The following is a 17,642-nucleotide window of genomic DNA, read 5'->3' on the forward strand; positions in this document are numbered from 1 at the left end:
GCGCTCGCGCCGACTCACGGCTCTCTCCAGCTGTGCCCATTCGCGGCGAGGAGATCCGCCGCAGCCTTCGGGCCCCACGAACCGGCGCTGTAAGAATCCATACCGGCGCGGCTCTGCTGCTTCCAGTGTTCGAGGATCGGAGTCATCAGCTCCCACGAGCGCTCCGTTTCGTCGCCGCGGATGAAGAGCGTGCCGTCACCGATCATCGCATCGAGCACGAGGCGCTCGTAGGCCTCGGGCGTGTTCGAGCCGAAGGTCGTGGCGTATTTGAAGTTCATCTTCACCGGCTGCGTGCGCGTCTCGAGGCCGGGGATCTTCGCGTTGAGGATCATGCTCATGCCCTCGTCGGGCTGGATCTGGAATGCGAGCGTGTTGGCCGCGAGTTGGAAGCGGTCCGACTCGGCGAAGATGTTTCCGGGCGCGCGCTTGAAGCGGATCGCGATCTCGGTCACGCGCCGCGCCATGCGTTTGCCGGAGCGGATGTAGAACGGCACGCCGTTCCAGCGCCAGTTGTTGATGTTGAGGCGCAGCGCGGCGTAGGTCTCGGTCGCACTCGTCGGCGAGACGTCCTTCTCGGTCAGGTAGCCGGGCACGGGTTTGCCGGCGAGCAGGCCCTCGGCGTATTGCGCGCGCGCGACGTCGGCCTGCGGTCCTTCGAGGCGTAAGGGCTGGATCGCGCGGAGCAGCTTCACCTTCTCGTCGCGGATCGCCTCGGCATCGAGCGACACGGGCGGCTCCATCGCGGTGAGCGCGACGAGCTGCATCGTGTGATTCTGGATCATGTCGCGCAGCGCGCCGCTCTGCTCGTAGTAGCCGGCGCGGGCCTCGACACCGACTTCCTCGGCGACGGTGATCTGCACGTGGTCGATGAAGTTGCGGTTCCAGAGCGGCTCGAAGATCGCGTTGGCGAACCGCTGCACGAGCAGGTCCTGCACGGTCTCTTTGCCGAGGTAATGATCGATGCGGAAGACCTGCGACTCCTCGAACACGGACGTCAGCTCCTTGTTCAGCGCCTGCGCGCTGGCGAGGTCCTTGCCGAACGGTTTTTCGATGATGACCTTCGACTGCGTCACCTGCCCGAGGTGGCGCGCGGCGAGTCCGCTGGTGCCGAGATTCTGGATGATCGGCGCGAAGACCGACGGCGGCGTCGAGATGTAGAACAGCGCCTGCACGTCCTGTCCGATCTGCTTTTCGAGTGCGCTGATTTTCTCAGCCAGCTTCGTGAACGCCGCCGCCTCGTCGTAACCGCCGCTCACGTAGACCGTGCGCGGCGCCAGACGCGACCACACGTCGTCTCGCAGTTCACGGCGCGAGAATTCCTTGATCGCATCGACCGACAGCGCCTGAAATTCCGCGTCGGGCATCGGTTTGCGCCCGTAGCCGATGAGAAAGAAGTCCGCGGGCAGCAGGCCATCGAGCGCGAGATTGTAGATCGCGGGGATGAGCTTGCGCGCCGTGAGGTCGCCCGAGGCGCCGAAGATGACGACCACCGTGGGCGGAGCGCCGCGGTGTTTGCTGAGGCCGTGGAGGAACGGATGCCGTTCGTGGTCGGACATGAGCGGCACCATGCGCCGCCCCCGGAAAATCGCCAAGGAATTATTCCCCGATGACACGAGCACGTGACGCGGTCGCGGAGGACGGAATACGGACGACGGAGAACGGAAATTTTTCGACGACGACAAAATTTCGCGCGCGCACTCTTCGGTAGGGGCGCTTGCCCTCAAGCACCCTTCGGCTCGCCGCGCGGCCACAGTCCCGAGCGCGGTTGAGGGCAACCGCCCCTACCCGCGCGTCCTCCGTCTTCAGTCCTCAGTCCTCCTCCGCCGTCCTCACCGCGCGTTGTCGCGCACCTGATCGATCGATCCGCTCTGCCGCGCGACGTGGTAGCCCTTTGGGAACAGCGGCACGTTTTCGAAATGCATGCACTGCGGCGGGAGGCGGTCGCTCAGCGCCACCTCCACGACGTCGAAGCGGAACGTCCGCGGCGGCGCCGACAGCGCGCTGAGATACGCGTGCACCGCCCGTTGCAGCACGCGCTTCTTGCGGCGATCCACGGCGTAGTAGCCGGGCACGAGGGCGTCGGCGCTGCGCGCCTTCACCTCGACGAACACCAGCACCTCGCCATCGCGCGCGACAAGGTCGATCTCGTCCCGCCGGTCACGCGGGCTCCGCCAGTTGCGGGCGACGATCGCGAAGCCGTGCCGCTTCGCCAGAAAATCCGCAGCCGCCGCCTCGCCGCGCGCGCCGGCTGCGGCCGCCTCGGGAGTTTCCCCGCTCGGCGCCGCGAATTTCATCCACACGTCGTTGAGCCACGCGAGCATGGGTAGTTCGCCCTCGACGACGCGGTTTTTTTGACCTACAGGCAAGAGCGATTTAGCTCGCCGCCCTTCCTTCTCTACCCACGCGGCGCCTCGTCACCTGACCTGACATGGCCAATCCCAGCAACCTCACCGGCACGCTTCGGCGATCGCTGCTCATCAAAGTCATTTCGAAGCCGGCGCCGAGCCGCGAGGATGTCGCCTCCGTCATCGAACTCACCGCGAGCAAAGTCGTCGAGGCGCTCCAGGCGCAGTCCATGACGCTCTACCTCGTCGAGGGCGGCGAGATCGCGTTCAAGCAGGTCTACTACTCGCCGACGCTCTGGGGTCAGGACAAGGACAAGGAACTCCAGTTCAAGGAGACCGCCAAAAAACTCCTCGCGCTCAAGCTTCCCGCCGGCACCGGCAACGTCGGCAAGGTCATCCAGACCGGCGAACCGCTTTTCTTCAGCAACAAGGGCCCCGAGGCCGCGTCGCTGAAAAACATGAACACGGGCTTCGAGGTCCACTCGATGCTCACCGTGCCGCTGAAGACCAACATCGTCATCGGCGCCATCCAGGTCCTCAACAAGGAGCCGTCCGCCGGCACCAACGGCCAGTTCACGGCGAAGGACCTGAGTGTTCTCCAAGAAGTCGCCGAGTATTCCTCCTCGCTCATCCAGCGCATGCTGGACCCGAAATTCCAGCTCAGCGCCGAGGACACCGCGAAATTCATCGCCCGCTTCACCGATCTCCCGCTCGTCACCAAAGTCGAGGAGGGCGAAGTCGACGAAAAACTCGTCGAGGTCATCGGCGACGCCGTCATCCGCCGCGAACAGGTTTTCCCCGTCAAGAAAGTCGGCACCAACGGCATCAGCGTGCTGATGACCAACCCGCTCGACTACGCCAAGCGCGAGTCGTTCCAGACCGCCTGCGAACTCCACATCGAGGACGTCCGCGTCATCCCCGCCACCTACCTCGACGAGCTCCTCAAGAAACACTTCAAGGACTCCAAGCCCGCCGCCGGCCCCAAGGTCGAGCACGACGACGTCGACATCACCGAGGTCGCCGACCTCATCGGCGGCGCCTACTCCGGCGACGGCAACGCCGAGGTGAAGGCCGAGGAACTCGACAAGGAGGACTCCGCCCCGATCATCCAGCTCGTCAACCGCATCATCGAGGACGCCTACATCGCCGGCGCATCGGACATCCACATCGAGCCGCAAGAAAAGGAGCTCATGGTCCGCTACCGCATCGACGGCATGTGCATCGAGAAGCTCCGCCTCCCGAAACAAGTCGTCGGCGCCATGGTCGCCCGCCTGAAGATCATGTGCAACCTCGACATCTCCGAGCGTCGGTTGCCGCAGGACGGACGCATCGTCTTCAAAAAATACACGAAGAAGAACATCGACATCGACCTCCGCGTCGCCACCGGTCCGATGAACCACGGTGAGAAGGTCGTCATGCGTATTCTCGACAAACAGAAGTCCACGCTGCCGCTCCCCGCCCTCGGCTTCTCCGACGAGAATCTCCAGAAATACCGCGACTGCATCCGTCAGCCCTACGGCATGATTCTCCACTGCGGCCCGACCGGCTCCGGCAAGTCGATGACGCTCTACTCCGCGCTCGGCGAAGTGAACACGCCCGACGTGAACATCCAGACCGCGGAAGACCCGATCGAATACACGCTCGGCGGCATCAACCAGATGCAGATGAACCGCCAGATCGGCCTCACCTTCGCCCGTGCGCTGCGCTGCTACCTGCGCATGGACCCCGACATCATCCTCGTCGGCGAAATCCGCGACGAGGAAACCGCCGGCATCGCCGTCGAAGCCGCGCTCACCGGCCACTTGCTCGTCTCCACGCTCCACACCAACGACGCACCCTCCACCGTCGCGCGCCTCGGCGAGATGGGCGTCGAGGTGTTCAACATTTCCGCGTCGCTCGTCTGCGTCTGCGCCCAGCGCCTCCTCCGCCGCGTCTGCAAGAACTGCAAAGTGAAATACAAGCCCGAGGGCCGCGAGTGGGAGATCCTCCGCAAAGCGCTCCAACTCGAAGGCGACGCGCCCGAGATTTTCAAAGCCAACCCCGGCGGCTGCCATATTTGCGGCGGCACCGGCTACAAGGGCCGTGTCGGCATCCACGAGCTGATGACGAACTCCGAGGAGCTCACCGAAGCCATCAACAAGGAAGCCGAAGTCGCCGAGCTGAAACGCGTCGCGATGAAGAACGGCATGAAGACGCTCCACCAAGATTCGATGCTGAAGGTGAAAATGGGCCTCACCACGATGGAAGACGCGTTGGCCAATGTGCCGCCGGACTTGATCCTGTAAGAGATCGGAGCGGTCAGCTTTCAGCGATCAGCGTTCCGGAACGCCAGCGCTTCGCGGGCGCGCTCCCCCCAACCGCGCTCACGCGGCCACTCGCGCGGCGCTACCGTTCTCCGTCTTCGGTCCTCCGTCCTCAGTCCTCCGTCTTCCGTCTCCGCAATGAGACTTGCTGGTCCGCGCCCGCCGACCCAGCCTCCGCCCGTCACGGGCCAGACGCGCGCCGACGTCCTCGGCGCCCCACTCCACGCACTCCGTCCCCGCTCGTCCGCCTCCAGCGACGTCTGCCCGCGCGACAGCGCGCCTGCATCTCGACCTTCGCGGCGCCCGGTTTCCGGCCGTCCGCTTTCGCCCCCCGCTCCTCGTTCACGCCCCCGTGTTCCCCATGAAAACCCGACTCCTCCTGCTCACTCCCCTCGTGGCGCTCGGCGCCATCCTCGTCCTCGCCCAACAGCGCCCCGCCGCCGGCGCCAAGCTCGACCTCTCCGAAGCCGCCAAGGAAATCCAGTTCCCCCGCAAAGGCTGGACCGACCAGACCCCCGCCGAAGGGGCCAAAAGCGGACAGAAGCAACCGTTCCAGTTCGAGACTCCCGGCGCCGCCGGCTCCAGCGCACTGGCGAGCGAACTCGCCTCCATCCGCGCCGCGCTCGGCGTGCAATCCGAATACATGAAGGGCCTGCGCGCCCACCTCAACACCCTCGAGCAACAAGTCGTCCAACTTCAGGAACACGTCGCCCGCCTCGAACAGAAAGTCGCCACCGCCACCGCACCCGCCACCCCCAACAACAACTGAGCCATGCCCACCGACGCCCAACTCGACGCCGCCGTCGCCCACGCGCAGACCGCCGCGCAAGCCACGAAAGTCCCCGCCGAATCTCTCGCCACCACGCACGCCCAAGCCGTGTGGACACCCGAGATGCTCCGCTTCCTCACCGCGTGGACTTTCGGCTTCATGGCGTTCTCCGTGCTCGTTTGCGCCGTGCTGCTCTGGCGCACCTCCGCCACCGGCCTGACCATCCTCCGCGTGATCGGCATCGTGACGATCATCGGCCTCTCCGCGCTCCTGCTCTTCGTCGGCTACAGCAACGAGCAACTCACGCCCATCGTCGGCCTCTTCGGTGCGATCGCCGGCTACCTCCTCGGCAAAGACAGCCCGCCCGCCGCGCCGACGCCACCCACCAATCAATAGCGTCTCCGCCGCGCCAGCGCCACGCCCGCCAACGCGCACGCCCCCGCGATCGCCGCATACGTCGACGGCTCCGGCACGGCCGAGATGGTGAACGACCCGCCGGCCTGCCCTCCCGTTGACCCGTCGGCCGTGAAAACCTCGTTGAACATCTCGATCGTCGCGCCGGATGCCATGCCGCCGATCCGAAACACGTTCCCGGTTCCGTCCTCGAAATGGATCTGCAGCAGCGACGGCGGAGTCTTGAGGTCCGTGTCGGCCGCGATGGCCGCTGCCGTGCCATTCCACCCGTAGCCGACCACGTCGACCGAGGTCCACGTTTTCGCTCCGGTCGTCAGCGACATCGAGATCAGCGAAGCCACCGGAAACGCGTAGAACGGATGCGCCGCCTCGACGCCATCGAACATCTCTCCCGCCGGCACGAACAACACCTGCGGATGCTGGGTGAGATCGAACGTGAACGTCGCGCTGAACGTCGCGGGAAACTCCGTGATTCCGAAGAGTTCCGCGGACTCTTGTCCTTTGAGGTTCCTCGGGTCGAACGAGCCCGTCACCTGATACGTCACCACCTGCGCGGGCAACGAGCCCACGCCCGCCACGAGCCACGCCACACCGCACAGAGCAAGCCACCACCGGAATCGTGCATTCATCGCGCGCAAACACGCCCGCGCCGCCGCCGCGCACAACTCCTCTTTCGACCAGGGTGCACCGGTAGGGGCGCTTGACCCCAAGCGCCATTCGGCTCCCGCACCCACACGCACCGTGGAACGACCAAGCCACTTCTCCCTTGCGGCACCGACGCGCGGCGCAATCTTGTTTCCGCGGCCGGGCCATCCGCATCCCTGCGTCTTCCATGAAAACGATCCGTGCGCTCTTGCCGCTCCTGCTCGCACTGCTCTCGGCCGCATCCACCGCCGCGACCGAACCGGACAATCCCACGCTCGAATTCAAACGCCTCGATCTGCTCAACAAGCGCACCCTTCGCGACGTCGTCGTGCGCTCCTACGACGCCAAGACTGACAAATTCCTCGTCATCGCGGGCGGCAAGGCGATGACGATCCCCGCGAGCCTGGTGCCGGCGCCCTTCGCCGATCAGCTCCGCCAAAACGCGCCCGCTAGCGGCGGCACGGTTTCCAGCGGCACAGACCCAATTCCGCCGCCGCGCACCGTCACCTCGTCAAACACCTCGCCGCCCGCGACCGCGCCTGCGCCCGATGCCTCCGCCACCGCGGCCGCCGCTCACCGCGCCGCCGCCATCGACCGCGCGCTCACGTTCTACCGCTACGAATACGTCGCCGGCTCCGCCGCGATGCGCGTCGACAGCGTGAAGATCGACGCCGAGCCCGCCCGCGCCGTCCCCGGCTGGTCCGGCCGCTACCGCACCCTCGGCAAAGCCTACCTCGAACTCTTCGACACCAAAGGCTGGAGCGCCACGCGCGCCCAAAGCTCCTTCGAGATCATCACCGAGCAGAAGCCCGACGAGCCCATCGTCGTCATCGACTTCTCGCGCAAGAGCTGAGCCCGCCGCAGCGCCCGCGCCCCACTTTCGCGTTGCCCGTCCCGTCCCGCTCGCAAAAAGTCCTGACGCGAAACCGTTCGGCGGGGCCAAGCTGCTCGGTTACCCAAGACACCTCGGTTGCGGGCCACGGTGGCCTGCTTCGCTCGACCTCGCGCCTTTCCTTGCTGTGACCAAACACACCACCTCCGAAGAACAGCAGTTCCTCGACGACCTCGACAAGAAGCTCTGGAACGCCGCCGACCGCCTCCGCTCCAACCTCGACGCCGCCGTCTACAAGCACGCCGTCCTCGGTCTCATCTTCCTCAAATACGTCTCCGACGCCTTCGATCTCCGCCGCGAGGAACTCGAAGCCTCCTTCCGCGACCCGAAGAGCGACTACTTTCTCGACCGGGCCGATTACAAGACCGACGCCGCCTACGCCAAGGCCATCCATGACGAACTGGAGGACCGCGACTACTTCACCGAGAAAAACGTCTTCTGGGTTCCGCCCCTCGCCCGCTGGAAAACCATCCGCGAAAACGCCGCTCTCGCGCCCGACACCGAGATCGAGATCCGCAACGGCAAGACCGAGAAATACACCTTCCGCTCCGCCGCCCGCCTGATCGACGACGCCCTCGAAGCCGTCGAAAAAGAAAACCCCCGCCTCAAGGGCGTCATCGAGAAAAACCGCTACATGCAGCTCCAGATCGAGCCCGCCAAGCTCGTCGGCCTCATCAGCGAAGTCGTCTCTTCCATCCCCTTCCGCCACGCCAGCCTCAACGCCAAGGACATCCTCGGCCACGTCTACGAATACTTCCTCGGCCAGTTCGCCTTGGCCGAGGGCAAGAAGGGCGGCCAATACTACACCCCGAAAAGCATCGTCTCCGTCATCGTCGCGATGCTCGAGCCCTACTCCGGCAAGGTTTACGACCCCGCCATGGGCTCCGGCGGCTTCTTCGTGCAGAGCGAGGCCTTCATCGAGGCCCACGGCGGCCGGCTCGGCGCGATCTCCGTTTACGGCCAGGAGAGCAACCCCACCACCTGGCGCCTCGCCGCGATGAACATGGCGATCCGCGGCATCGACTTCAATTTCGGCAAACAACCCGCCGACACCTTCCTCAACGACCAGCACCCCGACCTCCGCGCCGACTACGTGATGGCCAACCCGCCCTTCAACATCAGCGAATGGTGGGACGGCCGGCTGGAAGGCGACCCGCGCTGGGCTTACGGCACGCCGCCGAAGAGCAACGCCAACTTCGCCTGGGTGCAGCACATGCTCCACCACCTCGCCCCGCACGGCTCCATGGCCCTGCTGCTCGCCAACGGCTCCATGTCGTCCAACACCAAGGGCGAAGGCGACATCCGCCGCGCGCTCGTCGAAGCCGACCTCGTCGAGTGCATGCTCGCCCTCCCCGGCCAGCTCTTCACCAACACCCAAATCCCCGCCTGCGTCTGGTTCCTCACCAAGAACAAAAAAGGTAGGGCGAACCGTCCCGGTGAGCCGAAGACCCGGGACCGCTCCGGCCAGATCCTCTTCATCGACGCCCGCCAGCTCGGCTACATGAAGGACCGCGTCCTCCGCGACTTCACCCCCGCCGACCTCGAAAAGATCAGCGGCACCTTCCGCGCCTGGAAACGCGGTAAGGATTACGCCGACGTCAAAGGCTTCTGCAAATCCGCCACCCTCGCCGAGATCGCCGCCCACGGCCACGTGCTCACCCCCGGCCGCTACGTCGGCGCCGAGGACATCGCGGACGACGGCGAACCCTTCGACGAAAAGATGCAGAAGCTCGTCACCGAGCTAAACGCCCAATTCGCCGAGTCGGCGAAACTGGAGCAGGCCATCAAAGCGAATTTGGAGGGACTCGGGTATGGCCGCTGAGTCAGTAGCTTGGGACTCAGTTCCTCTCGAGACTCTTGCCGAGGAAACATCTCCTATCACCTACGGCGTCGTAAAGCCGGGTGACGAGGGAGAGGTGCCTTTCGTTCGGGGAGGCGATATTGCCGGTGGCCGTGTATTGATTGAGCAGCTCAGAACCATCACAGCCGAAGTGTCGCAGCAGTATCGCCGAACGTTACTCCGAGGTGGGGAATTGCTGGTATCGTTGGTCGGCAATCCGGGGCAGGTTGCAATTGCTCCCGCATCTCTCGCTGGGGCCAACATCGCCAGGCAGGTCGGTTTGGTGCGACTCAGACGTGGGGTAGATTCTGGATTCGTTAGTTACTTTCTTCAGTCACCCAAAGGACAAGAAGCGCTGGGGGCACAGTCTTTGGGCTCCGTCCAACAAGTCATCAACTTGAGGGACCTCAAAACTGTTAAGGTCCCGCTTCCGCCCCTCCCCGAACAAAAAGCCATCGCGCGAATCCTCGGGACGCTGGACGACAAGATCGAGTTGAACCGGCGGATGAACGCGACGCTGGAGGCGATGGCGCGGGCGCTGTTCCAGAGCTGGTTCGTGGATTTCGACCCCGTCCACGCCAAAGCCGCCGGCCGCCAACCCTCCGACATGGCCGAGAAAACCGCCGCCCTCTTCCCCGCTACCTTCCAAGACTCCGAACTCGGAAAAATTCCGGACGGGTGGCGTGTCGGCTCTATTTACGAGGCGGCCGACGTCATCTACGGCGCCCCGTTTTCCTCAAAGCAGTTCAACGAAGACGGGGACGGAAAGCCGCTGATCCGTATTCGTGACTTGGCCGACGAAAGCCCCGGAGTTTGCACGCCTGAAGTTCACCCCAAAGGCCATATGGTCCAGCCCGGCGATGTGGTTGTCGGCATGGACGGTGAATTCCGCGCCTATCTTTGGGGCGGAGTGCCAGCATGGTTGAACCAGCGAGTGTGCGTCTTCGCCCCCAAGCCCGCTTATTCCGCCGCATTCGTCCGCAACAGCATCATTGCTCCACTTGCCCACGTTGAGGCGACGGAGACGGCAACGACCGTCATTCACCTCGGAAAAAACGACATCGACCGATTCAAGGTGATCATTCCGTCGCCGGAAATTCACGCCGCCTTCGCCAAGCTCTGCCAACCTTGGTATGACCGGATCGTCGCGAACAAACAACAAACCCGCACCCTCGCCACCCTGCGCGACACGCTGCTGCCGAAGCTGCTGAGCGGGGAAGTCGAGGTGGCGAACTAGCATTTTCTCACGGGCCAAACTCAGAACCTCAACCATGCCCACTACGCTCGCGTGCAACGCTCATCAACGCCCCATCGGCCAAGGTGGCTTTTATTCCGCCACCCTCCAGATCAGGAATCGCGATGTCTATACCTTCGTCTACGATTGCGGCTCGCTCACCGATGCAACCCGGCTGTCCGATGAGATCGCAGAATTCAGCCGTGAGCTCCGGCATCGTCCGCTCGATTTACTGGTGCTTTCGCATCTCGATGCCGATCATGTGAACGGCGTCGACGAGCTGTTGCGGACCACGCACGGCGTCAAAGATGTATTCTTGCCCTACCTTTCACCGCTGGAAAGGGCAATCTACGTTGCCCGCTACCCGAACCAGCCTGAAAGCTACTACAATCTGTTGGCCGATCCCGTCGCGACTCTCCGGGGACTAGGGGCCGAGAACGTTTACCTCGTGGGAGAGAGCAACGGGGATGGCGATGGAGATCAATTCGGACAAAATGATCCCGGGCCGGATTTTCTGAAGCGCCTTAACGATCTCCCGGCACTCAAGCTCGAGACTGACCGGTTGGTCGCCGAAAAGCGGATCGATGCGGCTCATGCTGCTGAATCCGGACAAGCGGCACCGGCCCCCGCCAAGGGAATATCCGACGCAGGCGCCATGACGATCTCAGGATTATGGCGGCTCAGGATGTTTCAAAAGCAGGGCTTGCGCGCGGCCATTGAGAAAGTGGTTGCTGCCGGCAACTATGGTGTGGTTCCAGCGACCGGCGAATCGAACGACGAGCGCCGCTGCCGTGAGTTTCTAGGGGAGATCGAAGCCGCCCTCGGTGGTCAACCTGTCACCAATCAGAGCATCCTGCAGACATTGCGCACAGAAAAGGGGCGGAAAGCCCTGCGAACCGCCTATCAAAAGGTGTCATCCGTCCATAACGAGGTGAGCCTATGCCTTTGGCACGGGCCAGCGTTCACTGCATCCCCCTCAAGGGTCTTTCATGCGCACGCCAGTGGCGCCACGGCCATGGCGACCATCCTCGGTGCTTGCTGGCGGCGTTGTCACTCGTGGTTCCACCGCGAGGGCGAGGTCGGGTGCCTACTCACCGGGGATATTGCGCTCAAAGGGGTCACGCTGACGAAATTCAAGAAACACTATGCGTGGGAACTCCCGAGCACTTGGTTGCTACAAATTCCGCATCATGGGTCGCGTTACAACGTCGAGCTCGACGGCGACCTATTTGACGACGGGCACCGACTAGGCTTCACGAGTGCGGGGCTGCGCAACAGCTACCTGCACCCGCATCTCGACGTCATCGAGTGTCTGCACTATGGATTCGATTTCGACGTGCTTTGGAGCCACGAACGCCGCGGGGTCGGTTTTTTTATCGAAGTTACGTTCTCATAAATATCTCAGCTTCCATCTATAAAGGCAGTAAACCCATGAGCACCTGGCTCTACCAACTGAACGCCCAAGATTGGTCGCCCGAGACTTTCCGCTACGAAATCTGGGAAGGAGTGCGCTGGCATTGGGGCTACGGCACCAAACGTGGCGGCGACGGCGAGAACCCAAAGACCGGTGACACGGTTGTCTTCTTCTACGCGCGCACCGGCGGCAACGACCCGGGCATCTACGGTTGGGCCGTGCTCGACCGCTGCGAACCTGACGACCACCGCCTCTATTTCGTGCCGGCTGCTCCCACCAATTACCTGAAGATGACGCCCTGGTGGGACAAGGACGCGGAGAGCCTCACCGACCGGATCCGCGGCTCGGTGAAGCAAGGCACGCTCTGGCGGGTCGATGTCGACGATACGACGTCCCTCCGGGCCGGAGTCCGCCGGTGGTTGGCGGGAAAATAAACAGCGGCAAACTCATGGACGCGCGAGTCACCGAGTTTCACTGCATCATGCCGATGGCCAATGTGCCCTCGATCATGGAGCACGGCATCCTGTCCTACGACCGGGCGTCCAAGTTGAAACACCACTCGGTCGCCATGCAGCCGGTGCAGGATCGCCGCGACGTCAAGCGCGTGCCGGGCGGCCTCATGCTGCACCATTACGCGAACCTCTACTTTCACGCCCGTAATCCAATGATGTTTGCCCGGCAGGAGCAGGCGTCCGATCTCTGCGTGCTTTGCGTGTCGCGGAGCATTGCCCAGCTCGACGGCGTGGTCTTCGCGGATCGCAATGCCTCCAGCGACTGGGTGCGTTTCCTGCATCCCTCTCAGGCGGACTTGCTGGACTTCGACGCCATTTATGCGGCGGACTGGCGCGACACGGACCGTTTTCGCTACTTCGAGAAAAAGTCGAAGAAATGCGCCGAGGTGCTCGTGCCTCGTCTCGTGGAGCCGCGCTTCATCGCCGGCGCCGCCGTGGTCGATCAGGCGGCCGAAACCAGGTTGCGTCAGCTCGGTTTCGCTCTTTCCGTCCGGATCGATCCGCATTTGTTTTTCCGCTAACCCGCTCGCACGCCGTTCCTCATGTTCAAGGCTCTCATCGGAGATCTCTTCACCAGCAAAGCCCAGACGATCGTCAACACGGTCAACACCGTCGGCGTGATGGGCAAAGGGGTCGCGTTGGAGTTCAAGAACCGCTTTCCCGCGATGTTCGAAGACTATGTCGCGCGCTGCGACCGCCAGCAGGTGAAGCTGGGCGAGCCGTATCTCTATCGCGATCTCGCCGGGGCGATGATCGTCAACTTTCCGACCAAAGAGCACTGGCGCGCCGCCTCCCGGCTGGCTGACATCGAGCGCGGCCTCGATTACTTCGTCCAGCACTACGCGGAATGGGGCGTCGAGAGCATCGCCTTTCCACCGCTCGGCTGCGGCAACGGTGGACTCGACTGGTCGGACGTCGGACCGTTGATCTATGGCAAGCTTCACCGCCTGCCCATTTCCATCGAAGTTTACGCGCCCTATGGCACGCCGAAGGGCGAACTGACAGACGAGTTTCTCGGTGGCCCGGCGCAGATGAGCCTCGAGGGACGCGGGCGCACGTTCGCCAAATTGAACCCCGAATGGGTCGTTCTCATGGAGGTGCTGCGCGAACTTTCGAGCCAACCTTACGCCCCGCCGGTCGGACGGGTGATCTTCCAGAAAATCTGTTATGTGCTGACCGAGATGGGTGTGAAGACCGGCTTCGAGTTCGGCAAGGGCAGCTATGGCCCATTCGCCGATAACGTAAAACTGGCGCTGCATGACTTCGCCAATCGCAACTGGCTCCAAGAGGAGCGCCTCGGCCAGATGCTCGCGCTGCGCGTCGGACCACAATACGAAAAGGATCGCGAGCGTTTCTCCGCGACTATCGCCGAGCATCGGAAGCGGATCGTCAAGACGGTCGACCTCTTCAGCCGCATCAAGAACACCGATCAGGCCGAGGAGCTGGTCACGGTTCTATACGCCAGCCGCGAGTTGAAAAGATCCTTGCCGCAACAAGAGGTCGCCGAGCAGGCGTTGCTGGAATACGTGCTCCACTGGAAGAAGGCGTGGCGGGAGCAGCCCAAACAGGAGGCGGTCGCGATGGCGATCCGCAGCCTGGTCATGCTGGGCTGGATGAAGCTGCAATTCAGCGAATCGCTGCCGGAGGCCGTGTAATCAGCCGCCGGCGATGCCACCGAAGACCAACTCGAACCGCAGCGCCTCGGCTGCTTCCGCCGTAACGGCGACGATCTTCGATCCCGGCTCGCGCCGGCGATTTCGTGCGGTCGCCGCATGAATCCTCCCCTTCAACTCCACTCACATTCACGGGCCGTGAATCCTTCGATCCGACGACGATCATGTCCTATGTTCCCGCCCGTGCCCTCGAGCTTCTAAGAACCGGCGCCCAGCAACCGGCCGCCACCTTCCGCGACGGACAGGAGGAAGCCATCCGTCATGTCGTGGAAGGCCGCGGCCGGTTGCTCGTCGTGCAAAAGACCGGCTGGGGAAAGAGCTTCGTCTATTTCATCGCGACCAAGCTGCTGCGCGAGCAGGGCCTCGGTCCGGCGATCTTGATTTCCCCGCTGCTGGCCCTGATGCGCAACCAAATCGCCGCCGCCGAGCGGATGGGCGTGCGCGCGGTGACCATCCATTCGGAGAACAGAGCCGAGTGGACGGACGCCGAGGCGCAGTTGGCGCGCGACGAGGTGGACATCCTCCTGATCTCGCCGGAGCGGCTGGCCAACGAGCATTTCCGCTCGGAGGTCCTCGCGTCGATCGCGGGCCGGGTCTCGCTGCTGGTGGTGGACGAGGCGCATTGCATCTCGGATTGGGGCCACGATTTCCGGCCGCACTACCGGTTCATCGAACGCATCGTCCGCACGCTGCCGGCCAACCTGCGGGTGCTGGCGACGACCGCCACGGCGAACGACCGCGTGTTGGCCGATCTCCAAGCGGTGCTCGGCCCCGGCCTTACGGTATCGCGCGGCGAACTCGGCCGCCCCTCGCTCCTCCTGCAGACGATCCGCATTCCGAGCCAGGTGGGGCGCATGGCTTGGCTGGCCACGCATCTCCCCCGCCTCAACGGCAGCGGGATCGTCTACACCCTCACCGTGCGCGATGCCGTGCAAGTCGCCGGCTGGCTGCAATCCCGCGGCATCGCGGCCGAGGCCTACAGCGGCGAGACGGGCGACCGGCGCGTGGAACTGGAAAACGCCCTGCTGGGAAACCGCGTCAAGGCGCTCGTGGCGACGACCGCCCTCGGCATGGGCTTCGACAAACCGGACCTCGCGTTCGTGATTCACTACCAAACCCCGGGGTCCGTGGTGGCGTATTACCAGCAAGTCGGCCGGGCCGGCCGGGCGCTCGCGGCGGCGCACGGCGTGCTCCTGAGCGGCGCCGAAGAGATCGGCATCACGGACTATTTCATCGAAAGCGCGTTCCCGTCGCGCGAGGAAGTCGGCGCCGTGTTGCAGGCGTTGCGGGACGCGCCGACCGGATTGTCGATCAACGAAATCCTGCCGCGCCTCAACGTCAGTCGCGGTCGAGTCGAGAAGGCGCTGCAGCTGATGTCGCTGGAATCGCCGGCTCCGATTGCGAAGCAAGGCACCAAGTGGACGCTCACGGCGGCGAGCCTGACCGAGGCCTTTTGGGAAAGAGCGCGGCGGCTGACCGAACTCCGCCGCGAGGAGCAGCGGCAGATGCAGGACTACGTCGCGCTCACGGCCGGCCACATGGATTTTCTCATTCGGGCTTTGGATGGACAAAGCGGGAATCATCCGCCGCCCCGGCTCGCGCCGCTCCGGGCCACTTTCGACGAAGCCCTCGCGCGAGAAGCCACCGCGTTCCTGCGGCGGACGAGCTTGCCCTCGGCGCCGCGCAAGCAATGGCCCACGGGAGGGCTTCCGCACGTGGGAGTGGCGGGGCGGATCGACGCCGCGCACCAAGCGCAGCCCGGGAAGGTGTTGTGCGTGTGGGGCGATGCCGGCTGGGGAGCGCTGGTCCGGCAAGGCAAGTCCCGCGACGGCCGATTTGCGGATCAATTGGTGGAGGCCTGCGCCGCGATGGTGCGTTCGTGGGCCCCGCAGCCTCCGCCGGCTTGGGTGACGTGCATCCCGTCGCGCCGGCATCCCGCATTGGTGCCGGATTTCACCCAGCGACTGGCGCGAGCGTTGAATCTCCCCTTCGCGGCGGTGTTGGAGAAGACCGACGATCGGCCGGCTCAGAAGGAAATGGCGAACAGCGCCCAACAAGCGCGCAACGTGGACGGCTCGCTGCGCGTGCGCGCGGAGGGAATTCCATCCGGGCCCGTGCTGCTGATCGACGACATGGTGGATTCGAAATGGACTCTCACCGTCGCGGCGTATCTATTGACCACGCATGGCAGCGGGCCGGTTTATCCCTTGGCTTTGGCCTCCACTGCCAACGCCGACGCCGACGAATGATCGCTCCGCTCACTCCGAATACCCAGGCCATCCTGCTCCTCACCGCCCCGCTGGAGGTTGGGCGTAGCGCGTCGGCGGCGGACATTCTCAGCCTCGGCGAATACAACCGGCTGGCCCGACTGCTTCGCCAGGGGCAGCGGCAACCGGCCGACCTGATCGGATCCGATGCGACCGCCGTCCTCGCGTTGTGCGGCCCGGCTTTCGCGGGGTCACGCCTGCAGACCCTGCTGGGACGCGGCTTCCTGCTCAGCCAAGCCGTCGAGCGCTGGCATGCGCGCGCGATCTGGGTGATCAGCCGGGCGGACGCGACTTATCCTTCGCGGTTCAAGACCCGACTGAAGGAGGACGCCCCGCCGGTGGTCTACGGGTGCGGCGATCCGGCCTTGTTGGAGTCGGGCGGCTTCGCCGTCGTGGGCTCGCGGCACGTCGACGACGCGTTGCTCGAGTATACGGCGAAGGTCGGGCAATTGATTGCCCGGTCTGGACGCAGCCTCGTGTCGGGTGGCGCCAGAGGCATCGACCAAGCGGCGATGCGCGGATCCGCGCAGGCTGGAGGAGTTACCGTCGGCGTGCTGGCCGACAGCCTCGAACGGGCGGCGCTCGCTCGAGAGCACCGCGAAGGATTGATGGATGGGCGACTCGTCCTGATTTCGCCCTGCGATCCGGCGGCGGGCTTCAACGTGGGGCACGCCATGCAGCGCAACAAACTGATCTACGCGTTGGCCGACGCCGCGTTGGTGGTCAGCAGCGATTTCAACAAAGGCGGCACGTGGGCCGGCGCGGTGGAGCAGTTGGAGCGGTATCACTGCGGGCCGCTCTTCGTGCGCCAAGACAGCGGCGCGGGCAAAGGCAACGAGGCGCTGTTGCGGAAAGGAGCATTGCCGTGGTCGGAACCCCACGACGCGCCGTCCTTCGACCTGCTGCTCGAAAAGGCCCGGCAGGCTGCGCTCGCTCCGGCGACGCAAGGCGCCCTGCCGCTCACGTTGGGCGAAGAGCCGGCAGCCTACCCGGAACTTTCCGCAACCGTGGCCGGCGAAAAGGACGGTTCCCAGGCGCGCGCTACACCGCCGCCTGCGTCCGCGGCGAAGCCCGCGCCCACCGCGGGTTCCGCGACCGCGCCCTCGCTTAGTCTACGCGTCCATGCCCACGACCTGCTTTTGAAAGAGCTGCAGGAGCCCCGCACCGAGGAGGAGATCGCGGAGCGATTGGGAATCCTGAAGGCGCAAGCCAAGGTCTGGATCAAGGAGTTGGTCGAAGCGGGCAGCCTCGCGAAAGTGAAGCAGAGCAAGCCCGCCCGGTTTCGCGCGATCGCGCAGAGCGATACCCTCGCCTGAAGACGCGCACTCGCGCCG

Annotated in this window: 15 protein-coding genes; 12 read left to right on the forward strand and 3 right to left on the reverse strand. The window is 64.4% G+C overall.

Going from position 1 to position 17,642, the window contains the following annotated elements:
• Positions 1-14 precede the first annotated feature (14 nt).
• Complete coding sequence (zwf, locus tag HZA32_01790; protein MBI5422788.1) at positions 15-1,556, reverse strand: glucose-6-phosphate dehydrogenase; 1,542 nt, start codon at positions 1,554-1,556, stop codon at positions 15-17.
• A gap of 273 nt (positions 1,557-1,829) precedes the next feature.
• On the reverse strand, positions 1,830-2,294 hold the full coding sequence (locus tag HZA32_01795) for a YraN family protein (GenBank protein MBI5422789.1): 465 nt from the start codon (positions 2,292-2,294) through the stop codon (positions 1,830-1,832).
• A gap of 134 nt (positions 2,295-2,428) precedes the next feature.
• Between HZA32_01795 and tadA the strand changes: the two genes are divergently transcribed.
• From tadA to HZA32_01810, 3 genes are all read left to right on the forward strand, one after another.
• Entirely contained in the window at positions 2,429-4,630 is a 2,202-nt protein-coding gene (gene tadA / locus HZA32_01800) for a Flp pilus assembly complex ATPase component TadA (GenBank protein MBI5422790.1), read from the forward strand.
• Positions 4,631-5,009: 379 nt separating this feature from the next.
• On the forward strand, positions 5,010-5,417 hold the full coding sequence (locus tag HZA32_01805) for a hypothetical protein (protein MBI5422791.1): 408 nt from the start codon (positions 5,010-5,012) through the stop codon (positions 5,415-5,417).
• A gap of 3 nt (positions 5,418-5,420) precedes the next feature.
• Positions 5,421-5,813, forward strand: a complete 393-nt coding sequence (locus HZA32_01810) for a hypothetical protein (GenBank protein MBI5422792.1) — start codon at positions 5,421-5,423, stop codon at positions 5,811-5,813.
• Here HZA32_01810 and HZA32_01815 read toward each other — a convergent pair.
• Positions 5,807-6,217 (reverse strand): PEP-CTERM sorting domain-containing protein, encoded by a 411-nt coding sequence (locus HZA32_01815; GenBank protein ID MBI5422793.1) that lies wholly within the window; start codon positions 6,215-6,217, stop codon positions 5,807-5,809. The genes HZA32_01810 and HZA32_01815 overlap by 7 nt on opposite strands.
• Before the next feature lie 446 nt (positions 6,218-6,663).
• Between HZA32_01815 and HZA32_01820 the strand changes: the two genes are divergently transcribed.
• The 9 genes from HZA32_01820 (at position 6,664) to HZA32_01860 (ending at position 17,624) form a co-directional block, all read left to right on the forward strand.
• Positions 6,664-7,329 carry a hypothetical protein gene (locus HZA32_01820; GenBank protein MBI5422794.1) on the forward strand — a complete coding sequence of 222 codons (666 nt, stop codon included), beginning with the start codon at positions 6,664-6,666 and terminating at the stop codon, positions 7,327-7,329.
• 166 nt (positions 7,330-7,495) lie between these two features.
• Positions 7,496-9,190, forward strand: a complete 1,695-nt coding sequence (locus tag HZA32_01825) for a type I restriction-modification system subunit M (GenBank protein ID MBI5422795.1) — start codon at positions 7,496-7,498, stop codon at positions 9,188-9,190.
• Positions 9,180-10,445, forward strand: a complete 1,266-nt coding sequence (locus tag HZA32_01830; GenBank protein MBI5422796.1) for a restriction endonuclease subunit S — start codon at positions 9,180-9,182, stop codon at positions 10,443-10,445. The genes HZA32_01825 and HZA32_01830 overlap by 11 nt, the downstream gene beginning before the upstream one ends.
• A 34-nt stretch (positions 10,446-10,479) precedes the next feature.
• Positions 10,480-11,838: an MBL fold metallo-hydrolase gene (locus HZA32_01835; protein MBI5422797.1), complete on the forward strand. Its 1,359-nt coding sequence runs from the start codon at positions 10,480-10,482 to the stop codon at positions 11,836-11,838.
• 35 nt (positions 11,839-11,873) lie between these two features.
• Positions 11,874-12,290, forward strand: coding sequence for a hypothetical protein (locus HZA32_01840; protein MBI5422798.1), 417 nt, complete (start codon positions 11,874-11,876; stop codon positions 12,288-12,290).
• A 74-nt stretch (positions 12,291-12,364) separates the two neighbouring features.
• Complete coding sequence (locus HZA32_01845; GenBank protein ID MBI5422799.1) at positions 12,365-12,889, forward strand: DUF4433 domain-containing protein; 525 nt, start codon at positions 12,365-12,367, stop codon at positions 12,887-12,889.
• A 21-nt stretch (positions 12,890-12,910) separates the two neighbouring features.
• On the forward strand, positions 12,911-14,023 hold the full coding sequence (locus HZA32_01850; GenBank protein ID MBI5422800.1) for a macro domain-containing protein: 1,113 nt from the start codon (positions 12,911-12,913) through the stop codon (positions 14,021-14,023).
• 182 nt (positions 14,024-14,205) lie between these two features.
• The gene (locus tag HZA32_01855) at positions 14,206-16,290 is read left to right on the forward strand and encodes a DEAD/DEAH box helicase (protein ID MBI5422801.1); all 2,085 of its coding nucleotides are present in this window, start codon (positions 14,206-14,208) and stop codon (positions 16,288-16,290) included.
• A complete protein-coding gene (locus tag HZA32_01860) occupies positions 16,287-17,624 on the forward strand; it encodes a DNA-processing protein DprA (GenBank protein ID MBI5422802.1) in 1,338 nt (445 codons plus the stop codon). The genes HZA32_01855 and HZA32_01860 overlap by 4 nt, the downstream gene beginning before the upstream one ends.
• Positions 17,625-17,642: the final 18 nt, after the last annotated feature.

This window comes from Opitutia bacterium (genome assembly GCA_016217545.1).
Lineage (GTDB): Bacteria > Verrucomicrobiota > Verrucomicrobiia > Opitutales > Opitutaceae > Didemnitutus.